The organism is Acidovorax sp. NPDC077693, assembly GCF_044542805.1.
Taxonomy (GTDB): domain Bacteria; phylum Pseudomonadota; class Gammaproteobacteria; order Burkholderiales; family Burkholderiaceae_C; genus Acidovorax.
In genome coordinates this window covers 16603-43333 of sequence record NZ_JBITVD010000020.1, presented here as the reverse complement: position 1 = coordinate 43333, position 26731 = coordinate 16603, and the positions used below count along the sequence as shown (strand labels likewise).

Genomic DNA, 26731 nt, shown 5'->3' with positions numbered 1-26731 from the left:
CTTTGGGTTGACGGTGGGCTGCGCGGGAGGCATCGCGACATCCACGTCCAGGCTGCATTGGGCAGCTTGAAGCAGTCCGACTCCGACCACCCCTGCCAACAGCCTCTGCCACAGAAGCGATGTACAGCACCGCACTTCCAACCTGCATCTGACGCTACATTTCCAATAGCATCCGCCGTTTGATTGACAAGCGGCAGCAGGCACAGCGCGTCGTCAACACATCATCAACGCGGCGTTCTACGCCGACGCGCCATCGGGCACCGTGGCGGCCGCCACCAGGCGCTGGGTGTAGGGGTGCTGCGGCGCGTCGAGCACCTGGTCCACCACGCCGTGCTCCAGGACGGCACCGTCCTTCATCACCAGAACGTTGTGCGCCATGGCGCGGATCACGTCCACGTCGTGGGTGATGAGCAGGTAGCTCAAGCCCTTCTCCTTTTGCAGCCGTTGCAGCAGGCCCAGCACCTGCTGCTGGATGGTGACGTCGAGCGCGCTGGTGGGCTCGTCGAGCACCAGCACCTGCGGCTGCACGATGAGCGCGCGGGCAATGGCCAGGCGCTGGCGCTGACCGCCGGAGAACTCGTGCGGGTAGCGCTCGAGCAAGCGGGGGTACTGCGCTTCGGTCAGCCCCACCTCCGACAGCACGGCCTCCACGCGGGTGCGCCGCTCGGCGGTGTTCAGGGCCGGCTCGTGCACCTTGAGGCCCTCGCCCACAATCTCTTCGACGGTGAGGCGCGGCGACAGCGATGAGAACGGGTCCTGGAACACCACCTGCACGCGGCGGCGCAGTTGCTGGTTGGCGGGCGTGTTGCGCATGGCGGGCAGTTGCCATGCCTGCCCGCCCACCTGCAGCTGCCCCGTGTGCGGCAGCAGGCCCAGAATGGCCTGCGCCAGGGTCGACTTGCCGGAACCAGACTCGCCCACCACGCCCAGCGTTTCACCGGGCAGCAGCGACAGCGTGGCGCCCTGCACGGCCACGAACTCGCCTTTTTTGAACCAACCGCGGATGCCCGGCAACGGCGTGGGGTAGACCACGCGCAGGTCCTGCGTGTGCACCACGGGCGGCGTGCCGGCCGGCGAATCGGCGGGCGACACGTCGCGGCGCGGCTGGCTGGCGATCAGGCGGCGGGTGTAGGCATGCTGCGGCGCGCCGAACACTTCGGCCACGGGCCCCTGCTCTACCAGCACGCCCTGCTCCATCACGGCCACGCGGTCGGCAAAGCGGCGCACCAGGTTCAGGTCGTGCGTGATGAGCAGCACGGCCATGCCGTTGGCTCGCTGCAGGTCGGACAGCAGGTCCAGGATCTGGCCGCGCAGGGTCACGTCCAGCGCGGTGGTCGGCTCGTCGGCCAGCAGCAGTTGCGGCTCGCTGGCCAGCGCCATCGCGATCATGGCGCGCTGGCGCTGCCCGCCCGAGAGCTGGTGCGGAAAGCTGTTGGCGCGCCGCGCGGGCTCGGGGATGCCGGTCTTGGCCAGCAGCTCGATGGCGGCCTGGGCGCACTGCGCGCCCGTGAGGCCCTTCTTGAGCTGCAATATCTCGGCGATCTGAACGCCGATGGTCATCAGCGGATTGAGCGCGGTCATGGGTTCCTGGAACACCATGGCGATCTCGCCGCCGCGCACGCCGCGCATCTCGCGCTCGGTCAGCGCCAGCAGGTCGCGCTGCCCGCGCAGATGGGCCTGCCCGGTGATGGCAGCGTTGCCCGCCAGACGCAGCAGGCTGAGCGCGGTGATGGTCTTGCCAGAACCGGATTCGCCGACCAGCGCGAGCTTCTCGCCAGGGGCGATGGTGAAGCTGACGCCGCGCACGACTTCCTTGGCGCCGAAGCGCACGTGCAGGTCGCGCACGTCGAGCAGGGGGGCTGCAGCAGCGTTGCCGCGCGATGACGGTGATGAGCCACCAGTGCCGGGCGTGGAGGCGTTCATTGGTCGGCCTTTCGGGGGTCGAGAGCATCCCGCAACGCGTCACCCATGAAGGTGAGCAGCAGCAAAGTGGTCACCAGCACGGCGAAGGTGGACAGCGAGATCCACCACGCATCGATGCTGTTCTTGCCCTGGCTCAGCAACTCGCCCAGCGACGGTGTGCCGGGCGGCACGCCCAGGCCCAGGAAGTCGAGCGAGGTCAGCGCCAGGATGGCCGCACTCATGCGAAACGGCAGGAAGGTCACCACCGGCGTCATGCTGTTGGGCAGGATGTGGCGCCAGATGATCTGGCCGTTGCCCACGCCCAGGGCGCGTGCGGCCTTCACGTAGTCGAGTTGGCGGTTGCGCAGGAACTCGGCGCGCACGTAGTCCGACAGGCCCATCCAGCCGAACAGCGACAGCAGGATGAGCAGCAGCGACACGCTGGGCGCGAACACGGCGCTGAAGATGATGAGCAGGTACAGCTCGGGCATGGAGCCCCAGATCTCGATGAAGCGCTGGAACGCCAGGTCCACCTTGCCGCCGAAGAAGCCCTGGATCGCGCCGGTGAGCACCCCCAGCAGCACCCCCGTGACGGTGAGCGCCAGGCCGAACAGCACGCTCACCCGAAAGCCGTACAGCAACTGCGCCAGCAGGTCGCGGCCCCGGTCGTCGGTGCCCAGCCAGTTGTCGGTGGTGGGCGCCGAAGGGTTGGGGGACTTGGCGAAGTAGTTGAGGGTGTTGGGACCGTAGGTGTTGAGCGTGTAGACCGCCCAGTTGCTGCCCTGGCTCAGCCGCTCCTTGATGAACGGATCAAGGTAGTCGGTCGGCGTCTCGAAGTCTCCGCCGAAGGTGGTCTCGGGGTAGTCCTTGAGCATGGGGAAGTACGTCTGCCCCTCGTAGCGCACGATGATCGGCTTGTCGTTGCTGATCAGCTCGGCACACAGGCTGACGAGCACCAGCGTGCTGAAGATCAGCAGGCTCCAGTAGCCCAGCCGGTTGCGCTTGAAGCGCAGCCAGGCCCGGCGAGATGGAGACAGCGAAGGCGATGGCGAAGAAGAAGCGGTGCTCATGCCGTGGCGGGGGTCAATCAAACTTCACGCGCGGGTCCACCCACACGTAGCACAGGTCGCTGACGAGCTTGGTCACCAGGCCGATCAGGGTGAAGAGATACAGCGTGCCCAGCACGACGGGGTAGTCCCGGCGGATCACGCTTTCGTAGCTGAGCAGGCCCAGGCCGTCGAGCGAGAACAGCGTCTCGATGAGCAGCGAGCCTGTGAAAAACGCGCCGATGAACGCCGCCGGAAAGCCGGTGACGATGGGAATCAAAGCGTTGCGAAACACGTGCTTCCACAGCACCTGACGCTCGCTCAGCCCCTTGGCGCGGGCCGTGAGCACGTACTGCTTGCGAATCTCTTCCAGGAACGCGTTCTTGGTCAGCATGGCCGTGACCGCGAAACTGCCCAGCACCATTGCCGTGACAGGCAGCGTGATGTGCCACAGGTAGTCGACGATGCGCGCACCCCAGCTGAGTTCGTCCCAGTTGGACGAGGTCAGCCCGCGCAGGGGAAACCACTGCAATTGCCCCCCGAAGATCACGAGCAGCGCCACGCCCAGCACGAAGCCCGGTATCGCGTAGCCCACCAGCACGAGCAGCGTGGTGATCAGATCGAACCGCGAGCCCGCCCGCACGGCCTTGGCCACGCCCAGCGGCACGGCCACCAGGTAGCTGATGAAAAAGGTCCACAGGCCCAGGCTGATGGACACCGGCAGTTTTTCTTTCACCAGGCTCCACACGTCCTTGTTCTGGAAAAAGCTCTTGCCCAGGTCGAACCGCGCAAACTGGCCCAGCATCTGAAAGAACCGCTCGTGCGCGGGCTTGTCGAACCCGTACAGCGCCTTGATCTGCTCCAGCCGCTTGGGGTCCACGCCCTGGTCGCCACGGTAGGCCATGCCGCCGGATTCCACGCCGCCCTTGCCACCAGCGGTACGTGCTTCCGCCAGGTACTGCTCCACCGGCCCGCCCGGCACGAACTGGATCACCGCAAAGGTCAACAGCAGCACCCCCAGCAACGTGGGCAGCATCAACAACAGGCGTTTGGCGATGTAGGCGAGCATGTTCGGTTATCGATGAAACGGGGCACCGCGCACGGGCAAAGGCAAAGGCAAAGGCATAGGCAAAGGCAGTCCGCGGGTGGGCAGCGAATCGGGCGAGCGCTCGTTCACGGCTTTGTCCACCACGAGAACATCAACCACTCTTCCGCCTTGGCGTAGGGGGGCATCGGTTCCTTGTAGGCCAGGCGCTTCTGGTTGTAGACCACCCGGTGCGACTCGAGCGTCCACTGCGGGATGAGGTAGTGACTGTGCATGATCACGCGGTCAAGCGCACGGCAGGCGGGCAGCATCTCGGCCTGGCTGGTGGCGCGGGTGAGCGCGGTCACCAGGGCATCCACCGCCGGGCTGTTCACCCCCGCGTGGTTGCTGGAGCCTTCGACCTTCACGCCCTGGCTGCCGAACAGCTCTTTCATCGCCTGGCCGGGGTTGTAGGTACCCGGGTAGGCCAGGCTGATCATGTCGAAGTCGAACTTGTCCAGGCGCTGCAGGTACAGCGCAAAGTCCACCGTGGTGAAACGCAGCGTGATGCCGAGCTTCTCCAGATTGCGAATCCATGGGGTCACGGTACGGGCGCCGGCTTCCTTGCTGTCCAGGAACTCGATCTCCATCGCCTTGCCCTCGGCATTGCGCAGCGCGCCGTCGCGGTAGGTCCAGCCCGCATCGACCAGCAGTTGCCGCGCGCGGCGCAGGTTGTCGCGCAGCGAATGGCCCTCGCCCTCGGTGCTGGGCGGCGTGTACATGGGGCCGAACACCGTGTCGGGCACCTTGCCGCGCCAACGTTCGAGCAACGCCAACTCCTCTGGCCCGGGCGTGCCCTTGGCCTGGCAACTGGTGTTGCCGAACAGGTCCTTCACGCGGGGATAGCCGCCATAGAACATCTGGCGGTTCATCCACTCGTAGTCGATGGCCAGGCCCAGCGCCTCGCGCACGCGCACATCCTGCAGCAGCGGGCGGCGGGTGTTGAGCACGTAGCTCTGAAAGCCCGAGGGCAGGCGGTGCTTCATGTCCTTCTTGACCAGCACGCCCTGCTTGAAGAGCTTGCCGTCGATGCGGCGGGCCCAGTCGCCGGCTGAATAGATGGTCATGAAGTCGAACTCACCGGCCTTCATGGCCTCCAGGCGCGCGGTGTTGTCCTTGTAGATCTTGACAGTGATGCGGTCGAAGTTGTGCGCACCCCGGTTGACATTGAGATCACGGCCCCAGTACTGCGTGTCCCGCTGGTAGGTGACATCGCGCCCGAACTTCACATCGCCGATGCGGTACGCGCCGCTGCCGATCGGTATGTCGGTCACGATCTGGTCGAACGGCTTGGCCTTGCCGTCCGGGCCGCGCCCCCAGGCCCGGCTGAAGACCGGCAGGCTGCCCACGGTGAGCGGCAGCTCGCGGTTGGGCTGCTTGAAGCGAAAGCGCACGGTGCGCTTGTCCAGCACGTCGACGCCGGCCACTTCCTGCAGCAGCGTGGCGTAGCTGGGCGACGCCTGCGGGCTGATCAGCATGTCGTAGCTGTGCTTGACGTCCGCGGCCTCCACCGTGTCGCCATTGTGAAAGCGTGCCTCGGCCCGCAGGCGGAAGGTGGCGCTGAGCCGGTCGTCGGCCACCTGCACGTCTTCGGCCAGCAGACCATAAGCCGAGGCGGTCTCGTCCATGGAGCCGGTGAGCAGGGATTCGAAGATGAGCTCGCTCAGGTACGCGGGTACCGAGCCCTTCATGGTGAAGGGGTTGTACTTGTCGAAGGTGGAGTAGCGCAGGTTGCTCACCATGCGCAGCTCGCCGCCCTTGGGGGCGTCGGGGTTCACGTAGTCGAAATGTGAGAAGCCCTCGGGGTACTTGAGGTCCCCCCACAGCGCATAGCCGTGGGCAGCCCAGGCCGGAGCCGCGCATACCGTCAGCAAGAAAGTGAGCCAAAACCGCATGCGACAATTCTGCACTACGTCGGCCCTGCCGCCGCACAGGCTGTGGGTATTCCCCGGAGACCCGTCCGGTGGCACCAGGGCGCCCTCTTTTTTCACGCATTCCACAGGAGAACAACAATGGGTTTTCTGACCGGCAAGAAGCTGCTCATCACGGGCGTGCTGTCCAACCGCTCCATCGCCTACGGCATCGCCAAGGCCTGCCACGCACAAGGCGCCGAACTGGCCTTCAGCTATGTGGGCGAGCGCTTCAAGGACCGCATCACCGACTTTGCCGCCGAGTTCGACTCCAAGTTGATCTTTGACTGCGACGTGGCCAGCGACGAGCAGATCGAGCGCATGTTCGCCGATCTGGCGCAGACCTGGCCGAAGTTCGACGGCTTCGTGCACAGCATCGGCTTCGCACCGCGCGAGGCCATTGCGGGCAACTTTCTTGAAGGCCTGTCGCGCGAAGGCTTTCGCATCGCGCACGACATCAGCGCGTACAGCTTTCCGGCCATGGCCAAGGCCGCCCTGCCCTACCTGAACGACAAGTCGTCGCTGCTCACGCTGTCGTACCTGGGCGCGCTGCGTTCCATCCCCAACTACAACACCATGGGCCTGGCCAAGGCCAGCCTGGAAGCCAGCGTGCGCTACCTGGCAGAAGCCGTGGGCCGCACCGAAGACGGCCGCGCCATCCGCGCCAACGGCATCAGCGCCGGCCCCATCAAGACGCTGGCGGCCAGCGGCATCAAGGACTTCGGCAAGCTGCTGTCCCGCGTGGCCGACGCATCGCCCCTGCGCCGCAACGTGACGATCGAGGACGTGGGCAACGTGGCCGCTTTCATGCTGTCCGACCTGGCCTCGGGCCTGACCGCCGAGATCACCTACGTGGACGGCGGCTTCAGCCAGACCGCGGGCCTGAGCGCCGACCAGGTCTGATTGGCTCAGACCTGACCACGGGTCTTCAAGCAAAAACAAGCGCTACCGCTGGATAGTCAAGCGGTAGCAGCTATCAATTCAATAGCAAATGCTTCGCAGACGTTGGCTGGCCTGGCTGGCCTTGGCGGGCACAGCCACCGCCATCGGTGCGCCCGCCCGCGCAGGCGACGCACCGGCGCTGCTGCTGGCCAACGTGTACCGCCCGGGCATGCCCCTGGCGGACTACTGGGTCAGCGAAAAGTACGACGGCGTGCGTGGCTACTGGGATGGCCGCACGCTGCGCACCCGCGGTGGCGAGACGGTGGCTGCGCCGGCGTGGTTCACCGCAGGCTGGCCCGACACGCCGATCGATGGCGAGCTGTGGGCCGGGCGCGGGCGCTTTGCCCATGCGCAGTCCACCACCCGGCAGCAGCATGCCGACGATGCCGCGTGGCGGCAGATGCGGTTCATGGTGTTCGACCTGCCGCAAAGCCCCGGCACCTTCGACGACCGCATTCCCGCACTCAATGCCGTGGTCGCAACCATCGGCCAGCCCTGGGTGCAGGCCGTGCAGCAGCACCGCGTGGCGACGGACGCCGCACTGCAGGCGCTGCTGCAGCGCACGGTGCGCGCGGGCGGCGAAGGCCTGATGCTGCACCGGGGCGCTTCGCTGTACCAGGGCGGGCGCAGCGATGACCTCGTCAAGGTCAAGACCCACGAGGACACCGAAGCCCGTGTGGTGGCCCATGTGCCCGGCAAGGGCCGTCTGGAGGGCCGCCTGGGCGCGCTGCTGGTCGAGATGCCATCAGGGCAGCGATTCAAACTGGGCGCCGGGTTCAGCGACGCGCAGCGGGCCGATCCGCCGCCCATCGGCAGCTGGGTCACCTACCGGTTTCGCGGTACGCACGACGGTGGGCTCCCGCGCTTTGCCAGCTTCGTGCGCGTGCGCGACGACCTGCCGCCGAGCCGCTGAGGCCACTGTCGCCACTGAAAGCACAACGCCACGCCGCACATCACTGCACGGCGTGGCGCCTGGGGGTCCTTCGTGTCCTCAGAGGCTCACGAAAGGATCAGCGATCAGTTGGGCAGCAGGACCTTGTCCACCACGTGGATCACGCCGTTGGACTGGTACACGTCGGCGATGGTCACATTGGCCGTGCCACCCTTTTCATCGGTCAGCATGATGGCCTTGCCGCTGGCCTTGGCGGTGAGCGTGCCGCCCGCCACGGTCTTGATGCTGGCCATGCCCTTGCCGTCGGCAATCATCTTGGACAGTGCTGCGGCGTCCCACTTGCCAGCCACCACGTGGTAGGTCAGCACCTTGGTCAGCGTGGGCTTGTTTTCTGGCTTGAGCAGGGTGTCGACCGTGCCGGCGGGCAGCGCGGCAAAGGCGGCGTTGGTGGGTGCGAACACGGTGAAGGGACCTGGTCCCTTGAGCGTCTCCACCAGCCCGGCGGCCTTCACGGCAGCGACCAGCGTGGTGTGGTCCTTGGAGTTCACCGCGTTGTCGATGATGTCCTTGCTGGCCAGCATGGGGGCGCCGCCCACCATGACATCGGCAGCGAACGCAGGCACTGCACCGGCAGACAAGGCAACGAACAGACCGGCAGCGATACGGGCATTGAAAGAAGTGCGCATGGGGATCTCCTGAAAGTATGAAAGGGGGTGTCTCACACCGCATGAAATGCACGCGGCTACCAGTCAATACGCCGGGCCTGGCCCGCCGGATTCAAAAAGATTTGCAACAGCGCGGATACAAAAAAAAATCGCCCCGCGGCGTGGGCCGGGGGGCGATGAGGGGGTGAGCGGCCTTGGCACCGGCAGGTGCGTAGCCGGTCACCGTTTCAGCGGTTCAACCTTGCAGCAGGTGGAGCGCCAGATCAGATCGTGCGTCCGTAGGGGCCGTCGCCACCCACCTGCACCAGGTTCTTGGCCGTGGCCAAGGGCTTGGGGTTCTTGGTGGTCTTCTCGTCGGCCACGCAGTCGGCGTAGTAGCGCACCTGTCCGTTCTCGTCCTCCACCTCGACCAGGCCGTGGATGTCGGTCTCGAAGCCGGGGCACAGCTTGGCGAATTCACGCGCGAACTTGAGGTAGTCCACGATCTTCTTGTTGAAGACCTCGCCCGGGATCAGCAGCGGAATGCCCGGTGGGTACGGCGTGACCAGGCCGACGGTGATGCGGCCTTCGAGTGCATCGATCTCCACGCGCTCGGTCTTGCGGTGCGCGATGTGCGCGTACGCATCCGACGGCTTCATGGCGGGCGTCAGGTCCGATAGGTACATCTCGGTGGTCAGGCGCGCGATGTCGTACTTGGCGTACATCTCGTGCACGTGCTGGCACAGGTCCTGCAGGCCCATGCGCTCGTAGCGCTTGTGCTGCTGGCAGAACTCCGGAAGGATGCGCCACATGGGCTGGTTCTTCTCGTAGTCGTCCTTGAACTGCTGCAGCGCCGTGAGCAGCGTGTTCCAGCGGCCCTTGGTGATGCCGATGGTGAACATCACGAAGAAGCTGTACAGGCCGGTCTTCTCCACCACCACGCCGTGCTCGGCCAGGTACTTGGTGACGATGGACGCGGGGATGCCCTTCTTGTCGAACTTGCCGTCCAGGTTCAGGCCCGGCGTGACGATGGTGGACTTGATCGGGTCCAGCATGTTGAAGCCGTCGGCCAGCTGGCCGAAGCCGTGCCACTTGGTGCCGGCCTTCTTGCCCTTGGCATCGCTGCGGATGATCCAGTCCTCGGCCCGGCCGATGCCCTCGTCCACCAGCTTGTCCGGGCCCCAGACCTTGAACCACCAGTCGTTCTTGCCGAAGTCATGCTCGATCTGGCGCATGGCGCGGCGAAAGTCCAGGGCCTCCAGGATGCTTTCTTCCACCAGCGCGGTGCCGCCGGGCGGCTCCATCATGGCAGCGGCCACATCGCAGCTGGCGATGATGCTGTACTGCGGGCTGGTGCTGGTGTGCATCAGGTAGGCCTCGTTGAAGAGGTGGCGGTCCAGCTTGGTGGTCTGCGAGTCCTGCACCAGCACATGGCTGGCCTGGCTGATACCGGCCAGGAGCTTGTGGATGGACTGCGTGGCGTAGGTCACCGAGTGCTTGGGGCGCGTGCGCTTCTTGCCCATGGCGTGGTAGGTGCCGTAGAACGGGTGGAAGGCCGCGTGCGGCAGCCAGGCCTCGTCGAAGTGCAGGTTGTCGACGTAGCCGTCGAGCATGCCCTTGATGGTCTCGGTGTTGTACAGCACGCCGTCGTAGGTGGACTGCGTGAGCGTGAGCACGCGCGGCTTGACCTTCTTGGCGTCCACGCCCTTGAGCAGCGGGTTGGCCTTGATCTTGGCCTGGATGGCTGCCGGCTCGAACTCGCTTTGCGGGATGGGGCCGATGATGCCGAAGTGGTTGCGCGTGGGCTTCATGAACACGGGGATGGCCCCGGTCATGATGATGCTGTGCAGGATGGACTTGTGGCAGTTGCGGTCCACCACCACCACGTCGCCCGGGGCCACGGTGTGGTGCCACACCATCTTGTTGGATGTGGACGTGCCATTGGTCACGAAGAAGCAGTGGTCGGCATTGAAGATGCGCGCGGCGTTGCGCTCAGATTCGCCGATGGCGCCGTTGTGGTCCAGCAGTTGGCCCAGTTCTTCCACCGCGTTGCAGACGTCGGCGCGCAGCATGTTCTCGCCGTAGAACTGGTGGTACATCTGGCCCACGGGGCTTTTCAGGAAGGCCACGCCGCCCGAATGCCCGGGGCAGTGCCAGCTGTACGAGCCGTCTTCGGCGTAGTCGAGCAGCGCCTTGAAGAACGGCGGCTGCACGCTCTCCAGGTAGCTCTTGGCCTCGCGGATGATGTGGCGCGCCACGAATTCGGGGGTGTCCTCGAACATGTGGATGAAGCCGTGCAGCTCGCGCAGGATGTCGTTGGGCAGGTGGCGGCTGGTCTTGGTCTCGCCGTGCACGTAGATCGGCACTTCGGTGTTCTTGCGGCGCACTTCGCCAATGAAGTTGCGCAGGCTCAGCACGATGGGGTCCAGCCCCTCGCCGACGGTGAATTCCTCATCGTCGATGGACAGGATGAACGCACTGGCGCGGCTTTGCTGCTGCGCGAACTGCGACAGGTCACCGTAGCTGGTGACCCCCACGACCTCGAAACCCTCGGCCTCGATGGCCTGCGCCAGCGCGCGAATGCCCAGGCCCGAGGTGTTCTCGGAACGATAGTCCTCATCGATGATGATGATGGGAAAACGAAACTTCATGCGCAGCCTCCGTGCAACCGTGCCCTGCCGGCCAAAAAACGAAATAGGCGCGAAGTGTAAGGAATAACGTTGACGCGCCTTTGAACTGCCATGCTTTTGACCCAGAATGTGGTGCAACAAACACAACCACAACGAGGAGGTTCGCTATGGAGGAATCCACCATCTGGTGGCTGGCAGCAGGGGCACTGGTCGTGGCAGAACTGCTCACCGGCACTTTCTATCTGCTCATGGTGGCCGTCGGCCTGGCTGCAGCGGCCCTGGGCGCGCACCTGGGGCTGTCGTTCGCATTGCAGATCGTGGCGGCTGCGGTCGTGGGCGGTGGCGCCGTCGTGGCGTCCTACCAGCTCAAGAAGCGGCGCCCCGGGGACCCGTCTGCACGTGCGGACCGCAGCGTGAACATGGACGTGGGCGAGACGGTGCTCATCGACAGCTGGAACATCGACGGCACCACCACCGTCAAGTACCGCGGCGCGCAGTGGACGGCCATCCACCGCCCCGGCATCACCCCGTCGACCGGCATGCACCGCGTCGCTGAGCTCGTGGGCAACCGCCTGCTGGTGGACCCGCTGTAAGCCGGCCCCGGCCCGCATTGCGGCTGCCCGTTTTTCCGTCTCTCCTGTTCATTCACCATCCAGAAAGGCTGTCCCATGGAACTTGCCGTTGCCGTCGTCATACTCATCATCGCCGTGATCTTCATCGCGCGCTCCGTCAAGGTCGTGCCCCAGCAGAACGCCTGGGTCAAGGAGCGCCTGGGCAAATATGCGGGCACGCTGGCGCCCGGCCTGAACCTGCTGGTGCCCTTCATCGACAAGGTCGCCTACAAGCACAGCCTGAAGGAAATCCCGCTCGACGTACCCAGCCAGATCTGCATCACGCGCGACAACACGCAGCTGCAGGTGGACGGTATCCTGTACTTCCAGGTCACCGACCCCATGCGCGCGAGCTACGGGTCGAGCAACTACATCATGGCCGTCACCCAGCTGGCGCAGACCTCCCTGCGGTCCGTGATCGGCAAGCTGGAGCTGGACAAGACCTTCGAGGAACGCGACATCATCAATGCACAGATCGTGCAGGCCATCGACGAGGCCGCGCTGAACTGGGGCGTGAAGGTGCTGCGCTACGAGATCAAGGACCTGACGCCCCCTAAGGAAATCCTGCACGCCATGCAGGCCCAGATCACCGCCGAGCGCGAAAAGCGCGCGCTCATCGCAGCGTCCGAAGGCCGCCGCCAGGAGCAGATCAACATCGCCACGGGTGAACGTGAGGCCTTCATCGCCCGCTCCGAAGGCGAAAAGCAGGCCGTCATCAACAAGGCGCAGGGCGAGGCCGAATCCATCAAGGCCGTGGCCGAAGCCAATGCACAGGCCATCGAACGCGTCGCGTCCGCCATCCGCCAGCCGGGCGGCGAGCAGGCCGTGCAGCTCAAGGTGGCCGAAAAAGCCGTCGAGGCCTACAGCCAGGTGGCATCGGATGCGACCACGACCCTCATCGTGCCCAGCAACATGACCGAAGTCTCGGCGCTCATCGCCTCGGCGATGAAGATGGTGCAAACCACCACCAGCACGCCGCGCCTCTGACACCGCCAGGCAAACCGGCTCCATCGGCGCCGGTCACGCCACCTTGCCGGCTCACCGGACACGCTGCAGGGCACCAGCCCCGCGTCCGGAGCCGGTTCTTTTTTTGACTCTGGGCATGGACACGGGCCCTGCCGCCGGCCACGGGCCCGATTCCTTCGCTGGGCGATCAGCGCCGACGGTGCGCCAAGGCGCCAAGGCGTCAAGCGGCCACGGCGTCGGCTAGGATGAGCGGCCATTTCGCCCCCACCCAGACACCTTCACGTGCAAGAACCCATGGGCGCCACCCTCATCGTCGGCATGCTGTGCGTGCACCTGCTGTGCTTTGGCGCCATGTTCCTGCTGATCAGCACCCGCCTGCATGGCAGGAAGATGGGGATGGAAGTGTTCGCCATCGGCAACTTCCTGCTGGGCTGCGCGTACGTGCTGCAGCTGGCGGGCGGCGCGCCAGGGTGGAACGCGATGAGCGTGGTCAACCATACGCTGACCCTGTGCGCACCGGCCGTCTACGCGGTGGGTGCCATGCGGTTCTTTGGCCGCGCCGCACCTCTGTGGCGCCCCCTGCTCACCCTGGCGGTGGCCTACACCGCCGCGCAGGTGGTGGCGCAATGGACGCTCGGAACGGCAGCGCGGTACGCCATGCTGGCGGGCGCATCTGCTCTGCTCTTTGCGGCGATGACGGCCACCGTGATACAGGGCGCCCGCAGCTTTGCCAAAGACCTGCGCGTGGAAATGGTGCTGTTCGCCGCCCTGATTGGCGGCATCTTCGCGCTGAACGCGATGAAGTTCGTGTTCATTCTCCAGAACGGACTGGAAGCCCTGGACATGGACAGCCGTTTCCAGACCGTGTTCTACCTGTACATGTCGTTTCTGGCGACCGTGCTGGCACCGTCCATCATCTGGCTGGTGCTGCGCAGGCTCACCGAGGAACTGCGGGCGACCGCCGCCCACGACCCGCTGACGCGGCTGCTCAACCGCCGCGGCCTGCTCGACGGGTTGCAGGCGCACTTGCGCTCCCGCAAGGCGGGCCCTGCGCACCTGCTGATCGTGGACATCGACCATTTCAAGCGCATCAACGACAGCCACGGCCACCAGGTCGGCGACACCGTGCTGTGCCACGTGGCCGATCTGCTGCGCGACACCGCCCGGCAGGGCGACCTCACCTGCCGCCTGGGGGGAGAGGAATTCGTCGTCATCTGCCTGGACACCGACGCAGAGGGCGCTCTGCGCCTGGCAAGCCGCGCACGCACCGCCATCGAGAACAGCGACGTTGCAGCCGCCACGGCCCCAGGCAGCCCCATCCGCTGCACCGTGACCATCGGCATCTCCGCCGACTTTGCCGCCCCGCAGGAGCTGGACCGCGCCCTGCAGGAAGCCGATGCAGCGCTGTACCGCGGCAAACACGCAGGCCGCAACCGCGTCGAGGCCAGCGACGCCGCCGCACAGGCAGGCTCCGCCATGGAATCAGCCCTGCACGCAGCCCGGGCTGCGCACTAAAAACCGCCGATCCATCGATCGACGGCAAAAACGCTCCAAACCACTGCTACAATCGTGGGCTTCGGAGAGGTGGATGAGCGGTTTAAGTCGCACGCCTGGAAAGCGTGTGTGGGCTAATCCCCACCGCGGGTTCGAATCCCGCCCTCTCCGCCATATGCAACCCTAAGTGATTGAATCACTTAGGGTTTTTTCTTTGGTGATGACTCTCTCCACCATGGCAAGTTCACGTACAGCTTGAAACGCAAAAGCCACCCTCGGGTGGCTTTTTGCTGGCGGCGTTTCGATTCCAGGTTTCCCGATGCGCATGTCAACGCGCAACCTGGGCCCAGGCGCCCGGCGCTACCTGTGCCCACGGTGCCATCCACCAGAGTCGACCACACCCAGGACCCCGCGCCGGGCCTGCCGTGCTGCACCAACTCACAATGGGGTGCTCGCACCGTTTGCGTTCCAACCATTGCGGTTGCCTGGAGGGCGATTTCTCGGGATGCAGCCTTGCAGTTGCGCCAGTCTTGGCATCTTCGGCTCACAGTGGCCGCTCAAAAGCTCTCCCAGTCATCCTCGGCCCCCGCCGCCACCGCCTGGGGTGCTGGCGCCTTCGGCTTGTTCACCGCAATGGCCGGTGGCCGGGCGCCGGGGGCCTTGGCTGGCTGGGTTGCCTGAGTAGCCTGAGTAGCGGGTGGCTTGCCGGAGCCTGGGCGGTGGGCGGGGGTGGGTACCCGCTTGGGCGACGGCGCGGAAGCCAGTTTGGCTCGGGAGCTGGCCGTGCGCACCGCCTGGGCGGCTGCGGGCGGCTGCGACTGATCGGCCGAGAGCTTGAACACCTCCACAGCGCCGACGAGGGCTTGCGCCTGGTGGTTCAGGCTGCTGGCTGCAGCGGCCATTTCTTCCACCAGGGCGGCGTTTTGCTGCGTGACCTGGTCCATCTGCGTGACGGCCTCGCCGACTTGCGACACGCCCGTGCTCTGCTCGCTGCTGGCGGCGCTGATCTCGCCCATGATGTCAGTCACGCGGCGGATGGACGACACGACCTCGGTCATCGTCACGCCGGCTTTGTCCACCAGCACGGAGCCTTGCTCCACGCGCTCGACGCTGGCGGTGATCAGGGCCTTGATCTCCTTGGCGGCTTCGGCGCTGCGGCCAGCCAGGCTGCGCACTTCACCGGCCACCACCGCAAAGCCCCGGCCCTGCTCTCCGGCGCGGGCCGCTTCCACCGCCGCGTTCAGCGCCAGGATGTTGGTCTGGAAGGCGATACCGTCGATCACGCTGATGATGTCCGCGATCTTCTTGCTGCTGTCGTTGATGCCCTTCATGGTCTCCACCACTTCGGCCACGACCTCGCCCCCCTGCCCTGCCACGGTCGATGCGCTCATGGCCAGCTGGTTCGCCTGGCGCGCGTTGTCGGCGTTCTGCTTGACGGTGGAGCTGAGCTCTTCCATCGACGCTGCCGTCTCCTGCAGCGCGCTGGCCTGCTGTTCGGTGCGGATGGACAGGTCGTTGTTGCCCGAGGCGATCTCTGCGCTGGCCGAGGCCACGCCCTGCGCATTGCCGCGCACGCCGGATACCACGTGCGCCAGGTTGTCGCGCATGGCCGTCAGGCCGCCCAGCAGTTGCGCGATCTCGTCCTTGCCACGCGCATGGATCGGCACCGTGAGGTCACCCTGCGCGACCGAATCCGTGATCTGCACCGCGTTGTCCAGCGACCGCGAGATCTGCCGGATCATCGCCCCGCCCATCAGCACCGCCAGCGCAATGCCCAGCACCACGGCGGTGAGGGCCGTCGCGCGGATGGTCTGAAAACTCGCGTCGGCCCGGTCGTACTCGGCCTTGGCGCGGTCGAGCTGCACCTGCATCAGCTGGCCCAGCACGTCCTGCAGCGGGTCGATGGCGGGGTACATCTCCTTGGCGGCGAACGCGGTGAGCGCGGCCATGTCGGCCGACCTGAAATGCCCGTTGAGCGCATCGGCCGCCGCCTCGGCTTTGACCTGCAAGGGCTTGAAGCGCTCGACGAGCTTCGTTTCCTCGGGCACGAGCTGGGTTGCCAGGTAGGCCTTCCAGTTGGACTCGATGGCCTTGCGTGCATCGGCCACCGACTGCAGGCCCTGGGCGGGCGTCATGGCCCCGTCACGCACCTTGTGCGCCGCATCGACCACGTTGACGGCATACATGTCTGCCACCACCTTGATCTGCTTGAGGGGCACCACCCGGTCGTCGTAGACGGACTTGAGTCCGGCATTCGATTGCCCCATGCCAAACAACCCCGCCGCGCCCACCAGCAAAACGAGCAGGCACAGGGCCGTGAGCAGGCCGGCTAGGCGCGTGGATATCTTGAACTGGCTCATGGCAGTGCTCCTGGAGTAATGACCAAATAGAAAGAAAAAAAGAAACAAGGAAGGGCGGCAACGGCATGCGCCACGACCACACCGGTCTGCGCCCCGGTGGCGAACACCCGGGGAACATCGACGTGGAAGGGGGCACAAGAGGACATGCACGATGCGCGCCAGGAGGGCTGCCGGCAGCACGGCCCGCAAAGCCGGGCGCACTTGCAGAGCCAACGCCATGAGCCATGAAAGAACTCCCGGCAACAGACCAGCGCATCCAAGGACCGCAGCCGCGGCCTCAGCCGAGAGAGATGGGGGCGGAACTGCCCTTCGAGCATAGCGCGTTCCGTTACGTTTGCGTACATTTGCGCGCGATAAATCATCCAGCCATGGCGGGCGGAACGTACGCGCGGCGTGGGCCTGAGCGCCTTGGCTGGGCATGCCAGGGCGGCGGGCAAAATGCTGGCCCGGCAAGCCAGGCCGCTTCAGGCAGGCGCAAGGTGCCCACTCAGACGTCTGAGTGGGCACCTTGCGATGCTATCAATTGAATAGCTTCTACCGCTTATCCAGCGAGCGGTAGCGCCGTTTTTTAACCTTAACCTCGTGGGATGCGTGTCGTCAGAAGCTTTCCCAGTCATCGTCTCCACCCGCTGCCGGGGCGGGCGCCCTGGGAGACGCAGCGGCCTTGGCCGGTGCTGCCGCAGGTGTGGCCGCTGGTTTGACGGCCTGCCTGGGCGCCGGCAGGCTGGCTGCAGCTGCCTTGCTCCCAGGTGCGGCGCCTGCGGGCTTGGCTGACGTGCGGGCGCTGTGTGCAGCCAGGTGGGGTGCCGGGGTCGACAGGGCCTTGCGCGCAGCGGCGGGCGCAGCGGTGTAATGGCGCGCTGGTGGTGTCGATGACGATGACGATGACGATGACGATGAGGATGTCGATGGCGGGGCCGCGCTGCGCTGCTGCGCCCCCGCCTCCAGCTTGAACACCGCCACCGCGTTCACCAGGTCGCCCGCCTGCGCGTTCAGTGCGCTCGCCGCGGCCGCCATTTCTTCCACCAGCGCCGCGTTCTGCTGCGTGGCCTGGTCCATCTGCGTGACGGCTTCGCCCACCTGGCCCACGCCCGCGCTTTGCTCGCTGCTGGCCGCGCTGATCTCTCCCATGATGTCCGTCACCCGGCGGATGGAGCTGACCACTTCGGTCATCGTGGCCCCCGCCTTGTCCACCAGGGCCGTGCCTTGTTCCACGCGCTCCACGCTGGCGGTGATCAGGGCCTTGATTTCCTTGGCGGCTTCGGCGCTGCGCCCGGCCAGGCTGCGCACTTCACCGGCCACCACCGCAAAGCCCCGGCCCTGCTCGCCGGCCCGGGCCGCTTCCACCGCCGCGTTCAGCGCCAGGATGTTGGTCTGGAAGGCGATGCCGTCGATCACGCTGATGATGTCCGCGATCTTCTTGCTGCTGTCGTTGATGCCTTTCATGGTCTCCACCACTTCGGCCACCACGTCCCCGCCCTGCACGGCCACGGTGGATGCGCTCATCGCCAGCTGGTTGGCCTGGCGCGCGTTGTCTGCGTTCTGGCGCACGGTGGAGCCCAGCTCTTCCATCGACGCTGCGGTTTCTTCCAGTGCCGACGCCTGCTGCTCGGTGCGCGCCGACAGGTCGTTGTTGCCCGAGGCGATCTGCGAGCTGGCCGACGCCACGCCTTCTGCGCTGCCGCGCACCGTGCTCACGGTGTTCACCAGGCTTTGCTGCATGCGCTGCAGCGCGCTGAGCAATTGGCCGGTTTCGTCCTGGGACTGCGCGTGGATGTGGCCGCTCAGGTCGCCGCTGGCTACGCGGTCGGCGGCCTCTACCGCCTGGGCCAGCGGGCGGGTGATGGACCGGATGATGGTGATGGCCAGAAAGATCGCCAGCGCAATGGCCGCAGCCCCGGCGATGAGCACATCGCGCTGCAGTGCGCTGGCGGCGGCTTCGGCCCGCTCGCCCGCATCGGCGGTGACCTGGGCCTGGAAGTCGACCTGCTCCTGGATGGTGGCCTGGTAGGCCCGCTGGGTGGGGCGCAGGCGCTCCTCCAGCAGTTTCAGGGCCTCGTCCTTTTGCCCCTTTTGCACAAGGCCGATGTACTCGTCGCCCAGCGCCAGGAAGCTGCTGCGGTTTTGCTGTATGCGTGCCAGGATCTCCTTGCCCTTGTCAGAGCGGATCAGGCTGACGATGACCGGCATTTCCTTGGCGATCGACGCCCGCGCTGCGGCCACGCGCTCGAGCGACTGCTTGATGATGTCTTCGGACGCGAACAGCGCCAGGTTGCGGAACTGGATGGCCTGCACATTCACCCCATCGGTTAGCGTGCCCATCGTCTTGGTGATGGGAATGCGCATGGTGACGATGTCGTTGAGCGACGCGCGCTGGCTGGCCGAATGTGCCAACGCCACACCCCCCAGGATTGCGAGCAGCAGCACCATGGCAGCAAATGCTGCCGCAAGGCGGGTGGAAATGTTCAAGCGGTGCATCTTCGGGTACTCCTCGGTGAAAGCAAGGATTGAAATGTTGTTGCCCCACCATATAGCGGCGAACACTCATCAGCCAGCACTATTTGGCATAACTGCCTGAACACGTCTCGCTGGCGCACCCAATGGCCGGTGTGCGTTTGGAGAGCTGGCTCCATGCGCGCGGCCCGTCTCGGCACAAAAAAATGCTACCGTCACGGCCGTCCTCGCACCCGCCGCCCCACCCCTTCGCAAGCACCACCCGATGCCATTTTTCAGCAAGAACCAAGAGTCCGGCGACCCCGCCCACCTGCCGCCACCCGGGCTGCCCTTGCTGGCCCTGGAGCTGCGCGCGCCGTGGGAATTCGGTGCCGTGCTGCCCGCCTGGCCCGTGCTGCAGCGGGCCCCGCGGGGCGACGGCCACACGGTCATCGTGTTCCCGGGGCTCACGGCGGGCGACGCCACCACCATCCCGCTGCGCCGCTACCTCGATTCGCGCAACTACGGCACGCAAGGATGGGGCCAGGGCCTGAACCTGGGCCCGCGCGACGGCGTGCTGGACAACGCCAAGCGCCAACTGCAGGCGGCCAGCGACGCCAGCGGCCGCAAGGTGAGCCTGGTGGGCTGGAGCCTGGGCGGCGTGTACGCCCGCGAACTGGCCAAGGAAATGCCGGACCGGGTGCGCTGCGTGATCACGCTGGGCACGCCGTTTGCCGGCCACCATCGGTCCACCAACGCCTGGCGCATCTACCAGTTCGCCAGCGGCCGCGACATCGAACGCGAGACCGAGAACTACAACCTGCCTGAAGCCCCCCCGGTGCCCACCACCAGCATCTACTCGCGCAGCGATGGCGTGGTGGCCTGGCGCGGCAGCATCCAGGCGCCGGCCGCGCACAACCCGCACACCGAGAACATCGAGGTGGTGGCCAGCCACTTCGGCATCGGCCTGAACCCCAGCGCCTGGTGGGCCGTGGCCGACCGCCTGGCCCAGCCGCAAGAGGGTGCATGGCAACGGTTCCAGCGCCCCACCCTGCCGGGGCTGCAGCTGGTCTACCCCGACCCCGAGCGGTGAGGCGTGGGGCAGGCAGCATGGACCCGAAGCCCCCCATATTCCTGACGCCACCGTTCTGAAAAACAAAAAACAAAAAGCAAAAAACAAAAAGCACGCGGAGAACCTTCTCTCGCGTGCTTCTTTTTTCATAGCTGCTACCGCTTGTCCAGCAAGCGGCAGCAGCTATTTTTCCTGGATTTCAGGGTGAGCCTTTGGGGCGGGCCTGCTGGGCCGGCCCCTCAAAAGCGCTCCCAGTCATCGTCCCCACCCGCTGCCGGCGCGGGCGCCCTGGCCGGTGCGGCCGCTGGCTTCGGTCCCGCCTTGGCCGCGGGCTTGGGTGCAGGCAGGCTGGCGGCAGGTGATGCGCCGCCCGCAGGCTTGGCCGGGCTGCTGCTGCTGCTGCGGGCGGCCAGCTTGGGCGCTGCAGGCGCTGCGGCTGCCGTGCTCGACAGGGTCTTGCGGGCCGCGGGTGCGGGCACGGGGGACGCAGCGGTGTCATGGCGCGCTGGTGGTGTCGATGACGATGTCGATGGCGAAGCCGCGCTGCGCTGCTGCCCCCCCACCTCCAGCTTGAACACCGCCACCGCGTTCACCAGGTCGCCCGCCTGCGCGTTCAGCGCGCTCGCCGCGGCCGCCATTTCTTCCACCAGCGCCGCGTTCTGCTGCGTGGCCTGGTCCATCTGCGTGACGGCTTCGCCCACCTGGCCCACGCCCGCGCTTTGCTCGCTGCTGGCCGCGCTGATCTCTCCCATGATGTCCGTCACCCGGCGGATGGAGCTGACCACTTCGGTCATCGTGGCCCCCGCCTTGTCCACCAGGGCCGTGCCTTGTTCCACGCGCTCCACGCTGGCGGTGATCAGGGCCTTGATTTCCTTGGCGGCTTCGGCGCTGCGCCCGGCCAGGCTGCGCACTTCACCGGCCACCACCGCAAAGCCCCGGCCCTGCTCGCCGGCCCGGGCCGCTTCCACCGCCGCGTTCAGCGCCAGGATGTTGGTCTGGAAGGCGATGCCGTCGATCACGCTGATGATGTCCGCGATCTTCTTGCTGCTGTCGTTGATGCCTTTCATGGTCTCCACCACTTCGGCCACCACGTCCCCGCCCTGCACGGCCACGGTGGATGCGCTCATCGCCAGCTGGTTGGCCTGGCGCGCGTTGTCTGCGTTCTGGCGCACGGTGGAGCCCAGCTCTTCCATCGACGCTGCGGTTTCTTCCAGTGCCGACGCCTGCTGCTCGGTGCGCGCCGACAGGTCGTTGTTGCCCGAGGCGATCTGCGAGCTGGCCGACGCCACGCCTTCTGCGCTGCCGCGCACCGTGCTCACGGTGTTCACCAGGCTTTGCCGCATCTCGCCCAGCGCCGACAGCAACTGGCCCATTTCATCCTTGCCGCCGGGCGGTACTTCGGACGTCAGGTCGCCCCCAGCGATGGCGCGGGCGGCCTGCACCGCGTGGTGCGCGGGGCGCGTTACCGCGCGGGTGATGCCGATACCCAGCACCGCGGCCAGCACCACGCACACCGCCAGCGTGGCCAGCACCCAGATGCGGGCCAGGTTGAAGACCTGCAGCGCATCGACCTCTGCCTGCTGCGCGGCCTCGGTGTTGATTTTCTGCAGCTCGCCCAGCGTCTCCGCCGTGGCGACGAAAGCCGCCTCGGACTCGCCGGCGTACAGCATGGCCATGGCGTCGCCGGTGAGCTCCAGCGTCTCGGTGGTGCTGAAGTCCACGCTCTTGGCGATGTCCATCAGCTTGGCCTGCAGCTCGACGTACGCGAGCTTGCGCTTCTTGTAGTCGGCATAGACCTCGCGCTCCCTGGGGATGTCGATCAAGGCTTCGTACGTGGCTTCGACACGGTCCAGGTCCTTGTGGCGTGCGGCCACCTGTTCGGAGAACGCCTTGACCTCCGCCACGTTGCGCGCAGTGACCACGCCCGCCTCGGCCCGCCGCATGCGGTTGAGCAACACACGCAGCTCGCCAGTCTGCGTGACGCTGGGCAGCAGGTTGGTGGCGATCGCTTCGGCATTGGCGTGAATGCGCGACATCTGCACCAGCGCAATGGCGCCGAGCAAAGCCGTCAGCAGCACCAGCACCAGAAACCCCAATCCCAGCTTGACACCGATACGCAGATCGGAAACTTTCATGAATCACCCTTCAGACAGCGGTGCCGCGATGCGCCCGCCATATGTAACAAAATGCTGTCTCAGTCTATCAGCGAGACGCAGCATTTCCTCTCAGGTGTTTCCACGGTTTGCGCAACCAACCGTCCTGCGGCAGGGATCGCTTGCAGTGTCGAAAGCTCCAATTTTGATAGCGCCTGGCGCCCTGTAGACCCGCGGTGCAGCCTCATTGGCTCACAGCAGGCGGCGGGCGCAGTTGGCTGCGCTACTGCGGCACCACCTCCAGCACGATGAACTGGTTGGCCTGCGTGTCTGCAGTGAAGTTGTTGTCCGCCGCCAGCACCAGGGTGCGGTGGCCGTTGGGCAGCGTGTGGCCCCAGGTGATGGCCTCGATGTTGTCCAGCTTCACGCCCTGCCAGGTGAGCGGCATCTCCAGCAGCACCCGGCGCGTCATGGGGGTGTAGGTGGCGCCCGCCAGGCGCGCGGTGCCGATCACGTCGGTGGTGGCGCTGGTGATCTCGGTCCACACCAGGCGGATGGTGTTGCCCACGCCCGAGGCAAAGGCGCGCTCCACCGCGATGAACTGGCCGTTGCCCACGGCCAGCATGTCCGACAGGCCGTTGTCGGGCCCGAACGGCGCGCCCGGCGCGGCGTCCACCGGGATCCTGGGCAACGGGTAGGCGTACTGCCCCTTGGCCTTGCCGGTGGCGGGGTCGAGCGCCGTCACGCGCACCACGCTGCCGCCCTGCAGGCTGGTGAGGGGGCCGTCCTGGATCAGCGCGTCCTCGTTGGCCGCGTACACGGTGCCGTCCGGCGCCACGGCCAGGGCCTCGAACACCTTGTTGCTGCGCGCGCCATCGGTGGCGTTGTCCACGTATTGGTACATGGCGGGCAGCGAGAACTCGCGCACGAAGCGGCCTTCGCGCGTCATCTGCCGCACGAAGGGCTGAAAGCGGCTGGCGGCCGTGGCGCTCCAGTTGCCTTCCGAGGCCCAGTACAGGCTGCCGTCCGGCGCGGTGCGGATGGCTTCGGGGTCCACCGTGCGGGCGGTGGCCGGGAACGGGGTGCCGTCCTCGCGCAGCATGTTCGTCTGGCGGTTGATCCTGACCTTGACGCTGCCGCCGGCGTCGTAGTCGATGCCCAGGTTGTAAAAGCGCGGCGTGCCCCGCTCGCCGCCCCGGTCGTCGGAGATGGCCCAGTAGCTGCCGTCGGCCGCCCGGTCCAGGCCCGAGATGCCGCCGAACTCGACCCCCTCGAACATCGTGCCGGTGGGCAGCGACGTGCTGCCCAGCAGCCGCAGCGACGCAATGGGCTGCGCGCGGCCATCGTCATCGCTGCCGCCACAGCCTGCCAGTGCGGCGGCCATTGCCACCGCGGTTGCCACGCCCACGGCCATGCGCCGCCATGAATGCACCAGTGCCACTGCCATTGCCATTGCTGCCGCTCCCTGCCCTGCCGGGCCTGTTGAATAGATGGATGAAGGAAGAAGAGAATCAAAGACCCACGAAAGCGCCCGAGCCTAGGGCGCCCGTGTGGCGGGTGCGTGACAGGTGGGTGGGTGTGGGTGGATGTGCAGTCTGCGCGACGCCATGAAAAAAGCGCACAGGCCAAGACCTGTGCGCTTTCATTGATCGCTTCAATTTTGATAGCTGCCAGCGCTTTTCTATCAAGCGCTGGAGGCCAAATACCCTCCAACCCTGCGCGATCAGCCGGGTGCGGACATCAGACGTTGTTGGCCTTCTGGTAGGCCGCGATGCCGTCGGTGACTTCCTTCTTGGCGGAGTCGATGCCTTCCCAGCCCAGCACCTTGACCCACTTGCCCTTTTCCAGGTCCTTGTAGTGCTCGAAGAAGTGGGCGATGGCATTGCGGCGCATGGCGTTCACGTCGTCGATGGTCTTCCAGTGGTCGTACATGGGCAGGATCTTGGACGTGGGCACGGCGATAACCTTGCCGTCGACACCGGCCTCGTCTTCCATCATCAGGATGCCCAGGGGGCGGCAGGGCACCACCACGCCGGAGTGCAGCGGGTACGGCGTGATCACCAGCACGTCCACCGGGTCGCCGTCGCCCGACAGCGTCTGCGGCACGTAGCCGTAGTTGGTGGGGTAGTGCATGGCCGTGGTCATGAAACGGTCCACGAAGATCGCGCCGGATTCCTTGTCCACTTCGTACTTGATCGGGTCGGCGTTCATCGGGATTTCGATGACGACGTTGAAGGCTTCAGGAATGTTCTTGCCGGGGGTGACTTTGTTGAGGGACATGTCTTTGAATGGTGGTTGCTGAACGTAACCCGCGATGCGTGCGGCAAGTCGCGCAGCGTCGGGATTAACCCTGATTTTAGGCGCACGCCCCTTTCTGCCCGCTTGCAAACCCGCGTTTGCCTGTAAATTGGGTCTGTTGGCCAATCGACTCCTTGCCCCCTGGCGGGCCCGGTAGCACGAGGAAGCAACGCAGCGGAAGCACCACCGACCTGCGTTGTGATGTTTCCTTCCGTGCAACTGAAAAGATTGAAAGGAGCGACCAATGGCTGGAACTACAGCGCTGACTGCCCCCCTGATACTGGCTCTGGTTTGCGGATTGATTGCGGTGGCCTACGGCATCTGGGCGCGGGGATGGATCCTCGCCAAGGACCCGGGCAATGCCCGCATGCAGGAGATCGCCGCCGCCATCCAGGCGGGCGCCGCCGCCTACCTCGCCCGCCAGTACAAGACCATCGCCATCGTCGGCGTGGTGCTGGCCGTGCTCATCGGCATCTTCCTGGACGGCACCACGGCCATCGGCTTCGTGGTGGGCGCGGTGCTCTCGGGCGCCTGCGGATTCATCGGCATGAACGTGTCGGTCAAGGCCAACGTGCGCACCGCGCAGGCCGCCACGCACGGCATCGGCCCGGCGCTCGACGTGGCGTTTCGCGGCGGGGCGATCACCGGCATGCTGGTGGTGGGCCTGGGGCTGCTGGGCGTCACGGGCTTTTACTGGTTTCTGGCGGGCAACGGCAACCTCACGCCCACCGCCAGCCTGGCCACGCTGCTCAACCCGCTGATCGGGTTTGCGTTCGGCTCGTCGCTGATTTCCATCTTCGCGCGGCTCGGTGGCGGCATCTTCACCAAGGGCGCCGACGTGGGCGCCGACCTGGTGGGCAAGGTGGAGGCCGGCATCCCTGAAGACGACCCGCGCAACCCCGCGGTGATCGCCGACAACGTGGGCGACAACGTGGGCGACTGCGCCGGCATGGCGGCCGACCTGTTCGAGACCTATGCGGTGACGCTGATCGCCACCATGGTGCTGGGCGCGCTGCTGGTGGCGGCCGCCCCGGTCAATGCGGTGGTGTACCCGCTGGCGCTGGGCGCCGTGTCCATCGTGGCGTCGATCATCGGCTGCTTCTTCGTCAAGGCCTCGCCCGGCATGAAGAACGTGATGCCCGCGCTGTACAAGGGCCTGGCGATCGCGGGCGTGCTGTCGCTCATCGCCTTCTACTTCGTCACGGTGTGGATCATGCCGGACAACGCCATCATGGCCAGCGGCAGCCAGATGCGCCTGTTCGGCGCCTGCGCCACCGGCCTGGTGCTGACGGCCGCGCTGGTGTGGATCACCGAGTTCTACACCGGCACGCAGTACTCGCCCGTGCAGCACATCGCGCAGGCCTCCACCACCGGGCACGGCACCAACATCATCGCGGGCCTGGGCGTGTCGATGCGCTCCACCGCCTGGCCGGTGATCTTCGTGTGCCTGGCCATCCTGGCGGCCTACCAGCTGGCGGGCCTGTACGGCATTGCGGTGGCGGCCATGTCCATGCTGTCCATGGCGGGCATCGTGGTGGCGCTGGACGCCTACGGCCCCATCACCGACAACGCCGGCGGCATTGCCGAGATGGCCGAGCTGCCCAGCAGCGTGCGCGACATCACCGACCCGCTCGACGCCGTCGGCAACACCACCAAGGCAGTGACCAAGGGCTACGCCATCGGCTCGGCCGGCCTGGCCGCGCTGGTGCTGTTTGCCGACTACACGCACAAGCTCGAGAGCTACGGCCGCGCCATCACGTTCGACCTGTCGGACCCGCTGGTCATCGTGGGCCTGTTCATCGGCGGGCTGATCCCCTACCTCTTCGGCGCGATGGCCATGGAGGCCGTGGGCCGCGCCGCGGGCGCCGTGGTGGTGGAGGTGCGCCGCCAGTTCCGCGACATCCCCGGCATCATGGAAGGCACGGCCAAGCCCGAATACGGCAAGGCGGTGGACATGCTGACCACCGCCGCCATCAAGGAGATGGTGATTCCCAGCCTGCTGCCCGTGGTGGTGCCCATCGTGGTGGGCCTGGCCCTGGGGCCCAAGGCACTGGGCGGCCTGCTGATGGGCACCATCGTCACCGGCCTGTTCGTCGCCATCAGCATGTGCACCGGCGGCGGCGCCTGGGACAACGCCAAGAAGTACATCGAGGACGGCCACCATGGCGGCAAGGGCAGCGAGGCCCACAAGGCGGCCGTGACCGGCGACACCGTGGGCGATCCCTACAAGGACACGGCCGGCCCGGCCATCAACCCGCTGATCAAGATCATCAACATCGTGGCGCTGCTGATCGTGCCGCTGGTGGTGAAGTTTCACGGGGGGTGAGCGCACCCCGGGCGGGCCCGGGACAGGC

At 66.3% G+C, this 26731-nt stretch carries 18 protein-coding genes and 1 tRNA gene; 8 read left to right on the top strand and 11 right to left on the bottom strand.

The genetic code is table 11. The features are described from left to right. Positions 1-237: 237 nt before the first annotated feature. From ACIGHN_RS23650 to ACIGHN_RS23635, 4 genes are all read right to left on the bottom strand, one after another. Positions 238-1923 carry an ABC transporter ATP-binding protein gene (locus ACIGHN_RS23650; protein WP_396506487.1) on the bottom strand — a complete coding sequence of 562 codons (1686 nt, stop codon included), beginning with the start codon at positions 1921-1923 and terminating at the stop codon, positions 238-240. Then, positions 1920-2972: an ABC transporter permease gene (locus ACIGHN_RS23645; protein ID WP_056414644.1), complete on the bottom strand. Its 1053-nt coding sequence runs from the start codon at positions 2970-2972 to the stop codon at positions 1920-1922. Before ACIGHN_RS23645 ends, ACIGHN_RS23650 begins: the two co-directional genes overlap by 4 nt. Before the next feature lie 13 nt (positions 2973-2985). Beyond that, positions 2986-4017 (bottom strand): microcin C ABC transporter permease YejB, encoded by a 1032-nt coding sequence (locus tag ACIGHN_RS23640; RefSeq protein WP_056414646.1) that lies wholly within the window; start codon positions 4015-4017, stop codon positions 2986-2988. Between the two features lie 104 nt (positions 4018-4121). After that, on the bottom strand, positions 4122-5927 hold the full coding sequence (locus ACIGHN_RS23635) for an extracellular solute-binding protein (RefSeq protein WP_396506485.1): 1806 nt from the start codon (positions 5925-5927) through the stop codon (positions 4122-4124). 117 nt (positions 5928-6044) lie between these two features. Between ACIGHN_RS23635 and fabI the strand changes: the two genes are divergently transcribed. Both fabI and ACIGHN_RS23625 read left to right on the top strand, forming a co-directional pair. Next, positions 6045-6845 (top strand): enoyl-ACP reductase FabI, encoded by an 801-nt coding sequence (gene fabI, locus ACIGHN_RS23630; RefSeq protein WP_396506483.1) that lies wholly within the window; start codon positions 6045-6047, stop codon positions 6843-6845. 88 nt (positions 6846-6933) lie between these two features. Then, positions 6934-7797 (top strand): DNA ligase, encoded by an 864-nt coding sequence (locus tag ACIGHN_RS23625; RefSeq protein WP_396506481.1) that lies wholly within the window; start codon positions 6934-6936, stop codon positions 7795-7797. Positions 7798-7901: 104 nt separating this feature from the next. Here ACIGHN_RS23625 and ACIGHN_RS23620 read toward each other — a convergent pair whose 3' ends face one another. After that, on the bottom strand, positions 7902-8462 hold the full coding sequence (locus ACIGHN_RS23620; protein ID WP_056414656.1) for a fasciclin domain-containing protein: 561 nt from the start codon (positions 8460-8462) through the stop codon (positions 7902-7904). 242 nt (positions 8463-8704) lie between these two features. Then, complete coding sequence (locus ACIGHN_RS23615) at positions 8705-11071, bottom strand: arginine/lysine/ornithine decarboxylase (RefSeq protein ID WP_056414659.1); 2367 nt, start codon at positions 11069-11071, stop codon at positions 8705-8707. Positions 11072-11217: 146 nt separating this feature from the next. On the opposite strand from ACIGHN_RS23615, the gene ACIGHN_RS23610 reads away from it, so the two are divergent. From ACIGHN_RS23610 to ACIGHN_RS23595, 4 genes are all read left to right on the top strand, one after another. Continuing rightward, entirely contained in the window at positions 11218-11643 is a 426-nt protein-coding gene (locus ACIGHN_RS23610) for an NfeD family protein (protein ID WP_056414662.1), read from the top strand. Positions 11644-11718: 75 nt separating this feature from the next. Continuing rightward, positions 11719-12648: an SPFH domain-containing protein gene (locus ACIGHN_RS23605; RefSeq protein WP_056414665.1), complete on the top strand. Its 930-nt coding sequence runs from the start codon at positions 11719-11721 to the stop codon at positions 12646-12648. A 273-nt stretch (positions 12649-12921) separates the two neighbouring features. Further along, entirely contained in the window at positions 12922-14142 is a 1221-nt protein-coding gene (locus ACIGHN_RS23600) for a GGDEF domain-containing protein (protein ID WP_396506480.1), read from the top strand. 63 nt (positions 14143-14205) lie between these two features. Continuing rightward, positions 14206-14295 (top strand) — tRNA-Ser (locus ACIGHN_RS23595). 383 nt (positions 14296-14678) lie between these two features. Here the strand turns inward: ACIGHN_RS23595 and ACIGHN_RS23590 are convergent. Next, complete coding sequence (locus tag ACIGHN_RS23590; RefSeq protein WP_396506478.1) at positions 14679-16481, bottom strand: methyl-accepting chemotaxis protein; 1803 nt, start codon at positions 16479-16481, stop codon at positions 14679-14681. A 597-nt stretch (positions 16482-17078) separates the two neighbouring features. After that, positions 17079-18959 (bottom strand): methyl-accepting chemotaxis protein, encoded by a 1881-nt coding sequence (locus ACIGHN_RS23585; protein ID WP_396506477.1) that lies wholly within the window; start codon positions 18957-18959, stop codon positions 17079-17081. 241 nt (positions 18960-19200) lie between these two features. On the opposite strand from ACIGHN_RS23585, the gene ACIGHN_RS23580 reads away from it, so the two are divergent. Beyond that, the gene (locus ACIGHN_RS23580; RefSeq protein ID WP_056417159.1) at positions 19201-20007 is read left to right on the top strand and encodes an alpha/beta fold hydrolase; all 807 of its coding nucleotides are present in this window, start codon (positions 19201-19203) and stop codon (positions 20005-20007) included. A 218-nt stretch (positions 20008-20225) separates the two neighbouring features. Here ACIGHN_RS23580 and ACIGHN_RS23575 read toward each other — a convergent pair whose 3' ends face one another. The 3 genes from ACIGHN_RS23575 to ppa form a co-directional block, all read right to left on the bottom strand. Beyond that, the gene (locus ACIGHN_RS23575; RefSeq protein ID WP_396506476.1) at positions 20226-22121 is read right to left on the bottom strand and encodes a methyl-accepting chemotaxis protein; all 1896 of its coding nucleotides are present in this window, start codon (positions 22119-22121) and stop codon (positions 20226-20228) included. A 241-nt stretch (positions 22122-22362) separates the two neighbouring features. Beyond that, positions 22363-23532 carry an esterase-like activity of phytase family protein gene (locus tag ACIGHN_RS23570; protein WP_396506474.1) on the bottom strand — a complete coding sequence of 390 codons (1170 nt, stop codon included), beginning with the start codon at positions 23530-23532 and terminating at the stop codon, positions 22363-22365. A 287-nt stretch (positions 23533-23819) separates the two neighbouring features. Next, a complete protein-coding gene (ppa, locus tag ACIGHN_RS23565; RefSeq protein WP_056417109.1) occupies positions 23820-24359 on the bottom strand; it encodes an inorganic diphosphatase in 540 nt (179 codons plus the stop codon). Positions 24360-24621: 262 nt separating this feature from the next. On the opposite strand from ppa, the gene ACIGHN_RS23560 reads away from it, so the two are divergent. Beyond that, positions 24622-26703 carry a sodium-translocating pyrophosphatase gene (locus tag ACIGHN_RS23560; protein ID WP_056417106.1) on the top strand — a complete coding sequence of 694 codons (2082 nt, stop codon included), beginning with the start codon at positions 24622-24624 and terminating at the stop codon, positions 26701-26703. Positions 26704-26731 lie beyond the last annotated feature (28 nt).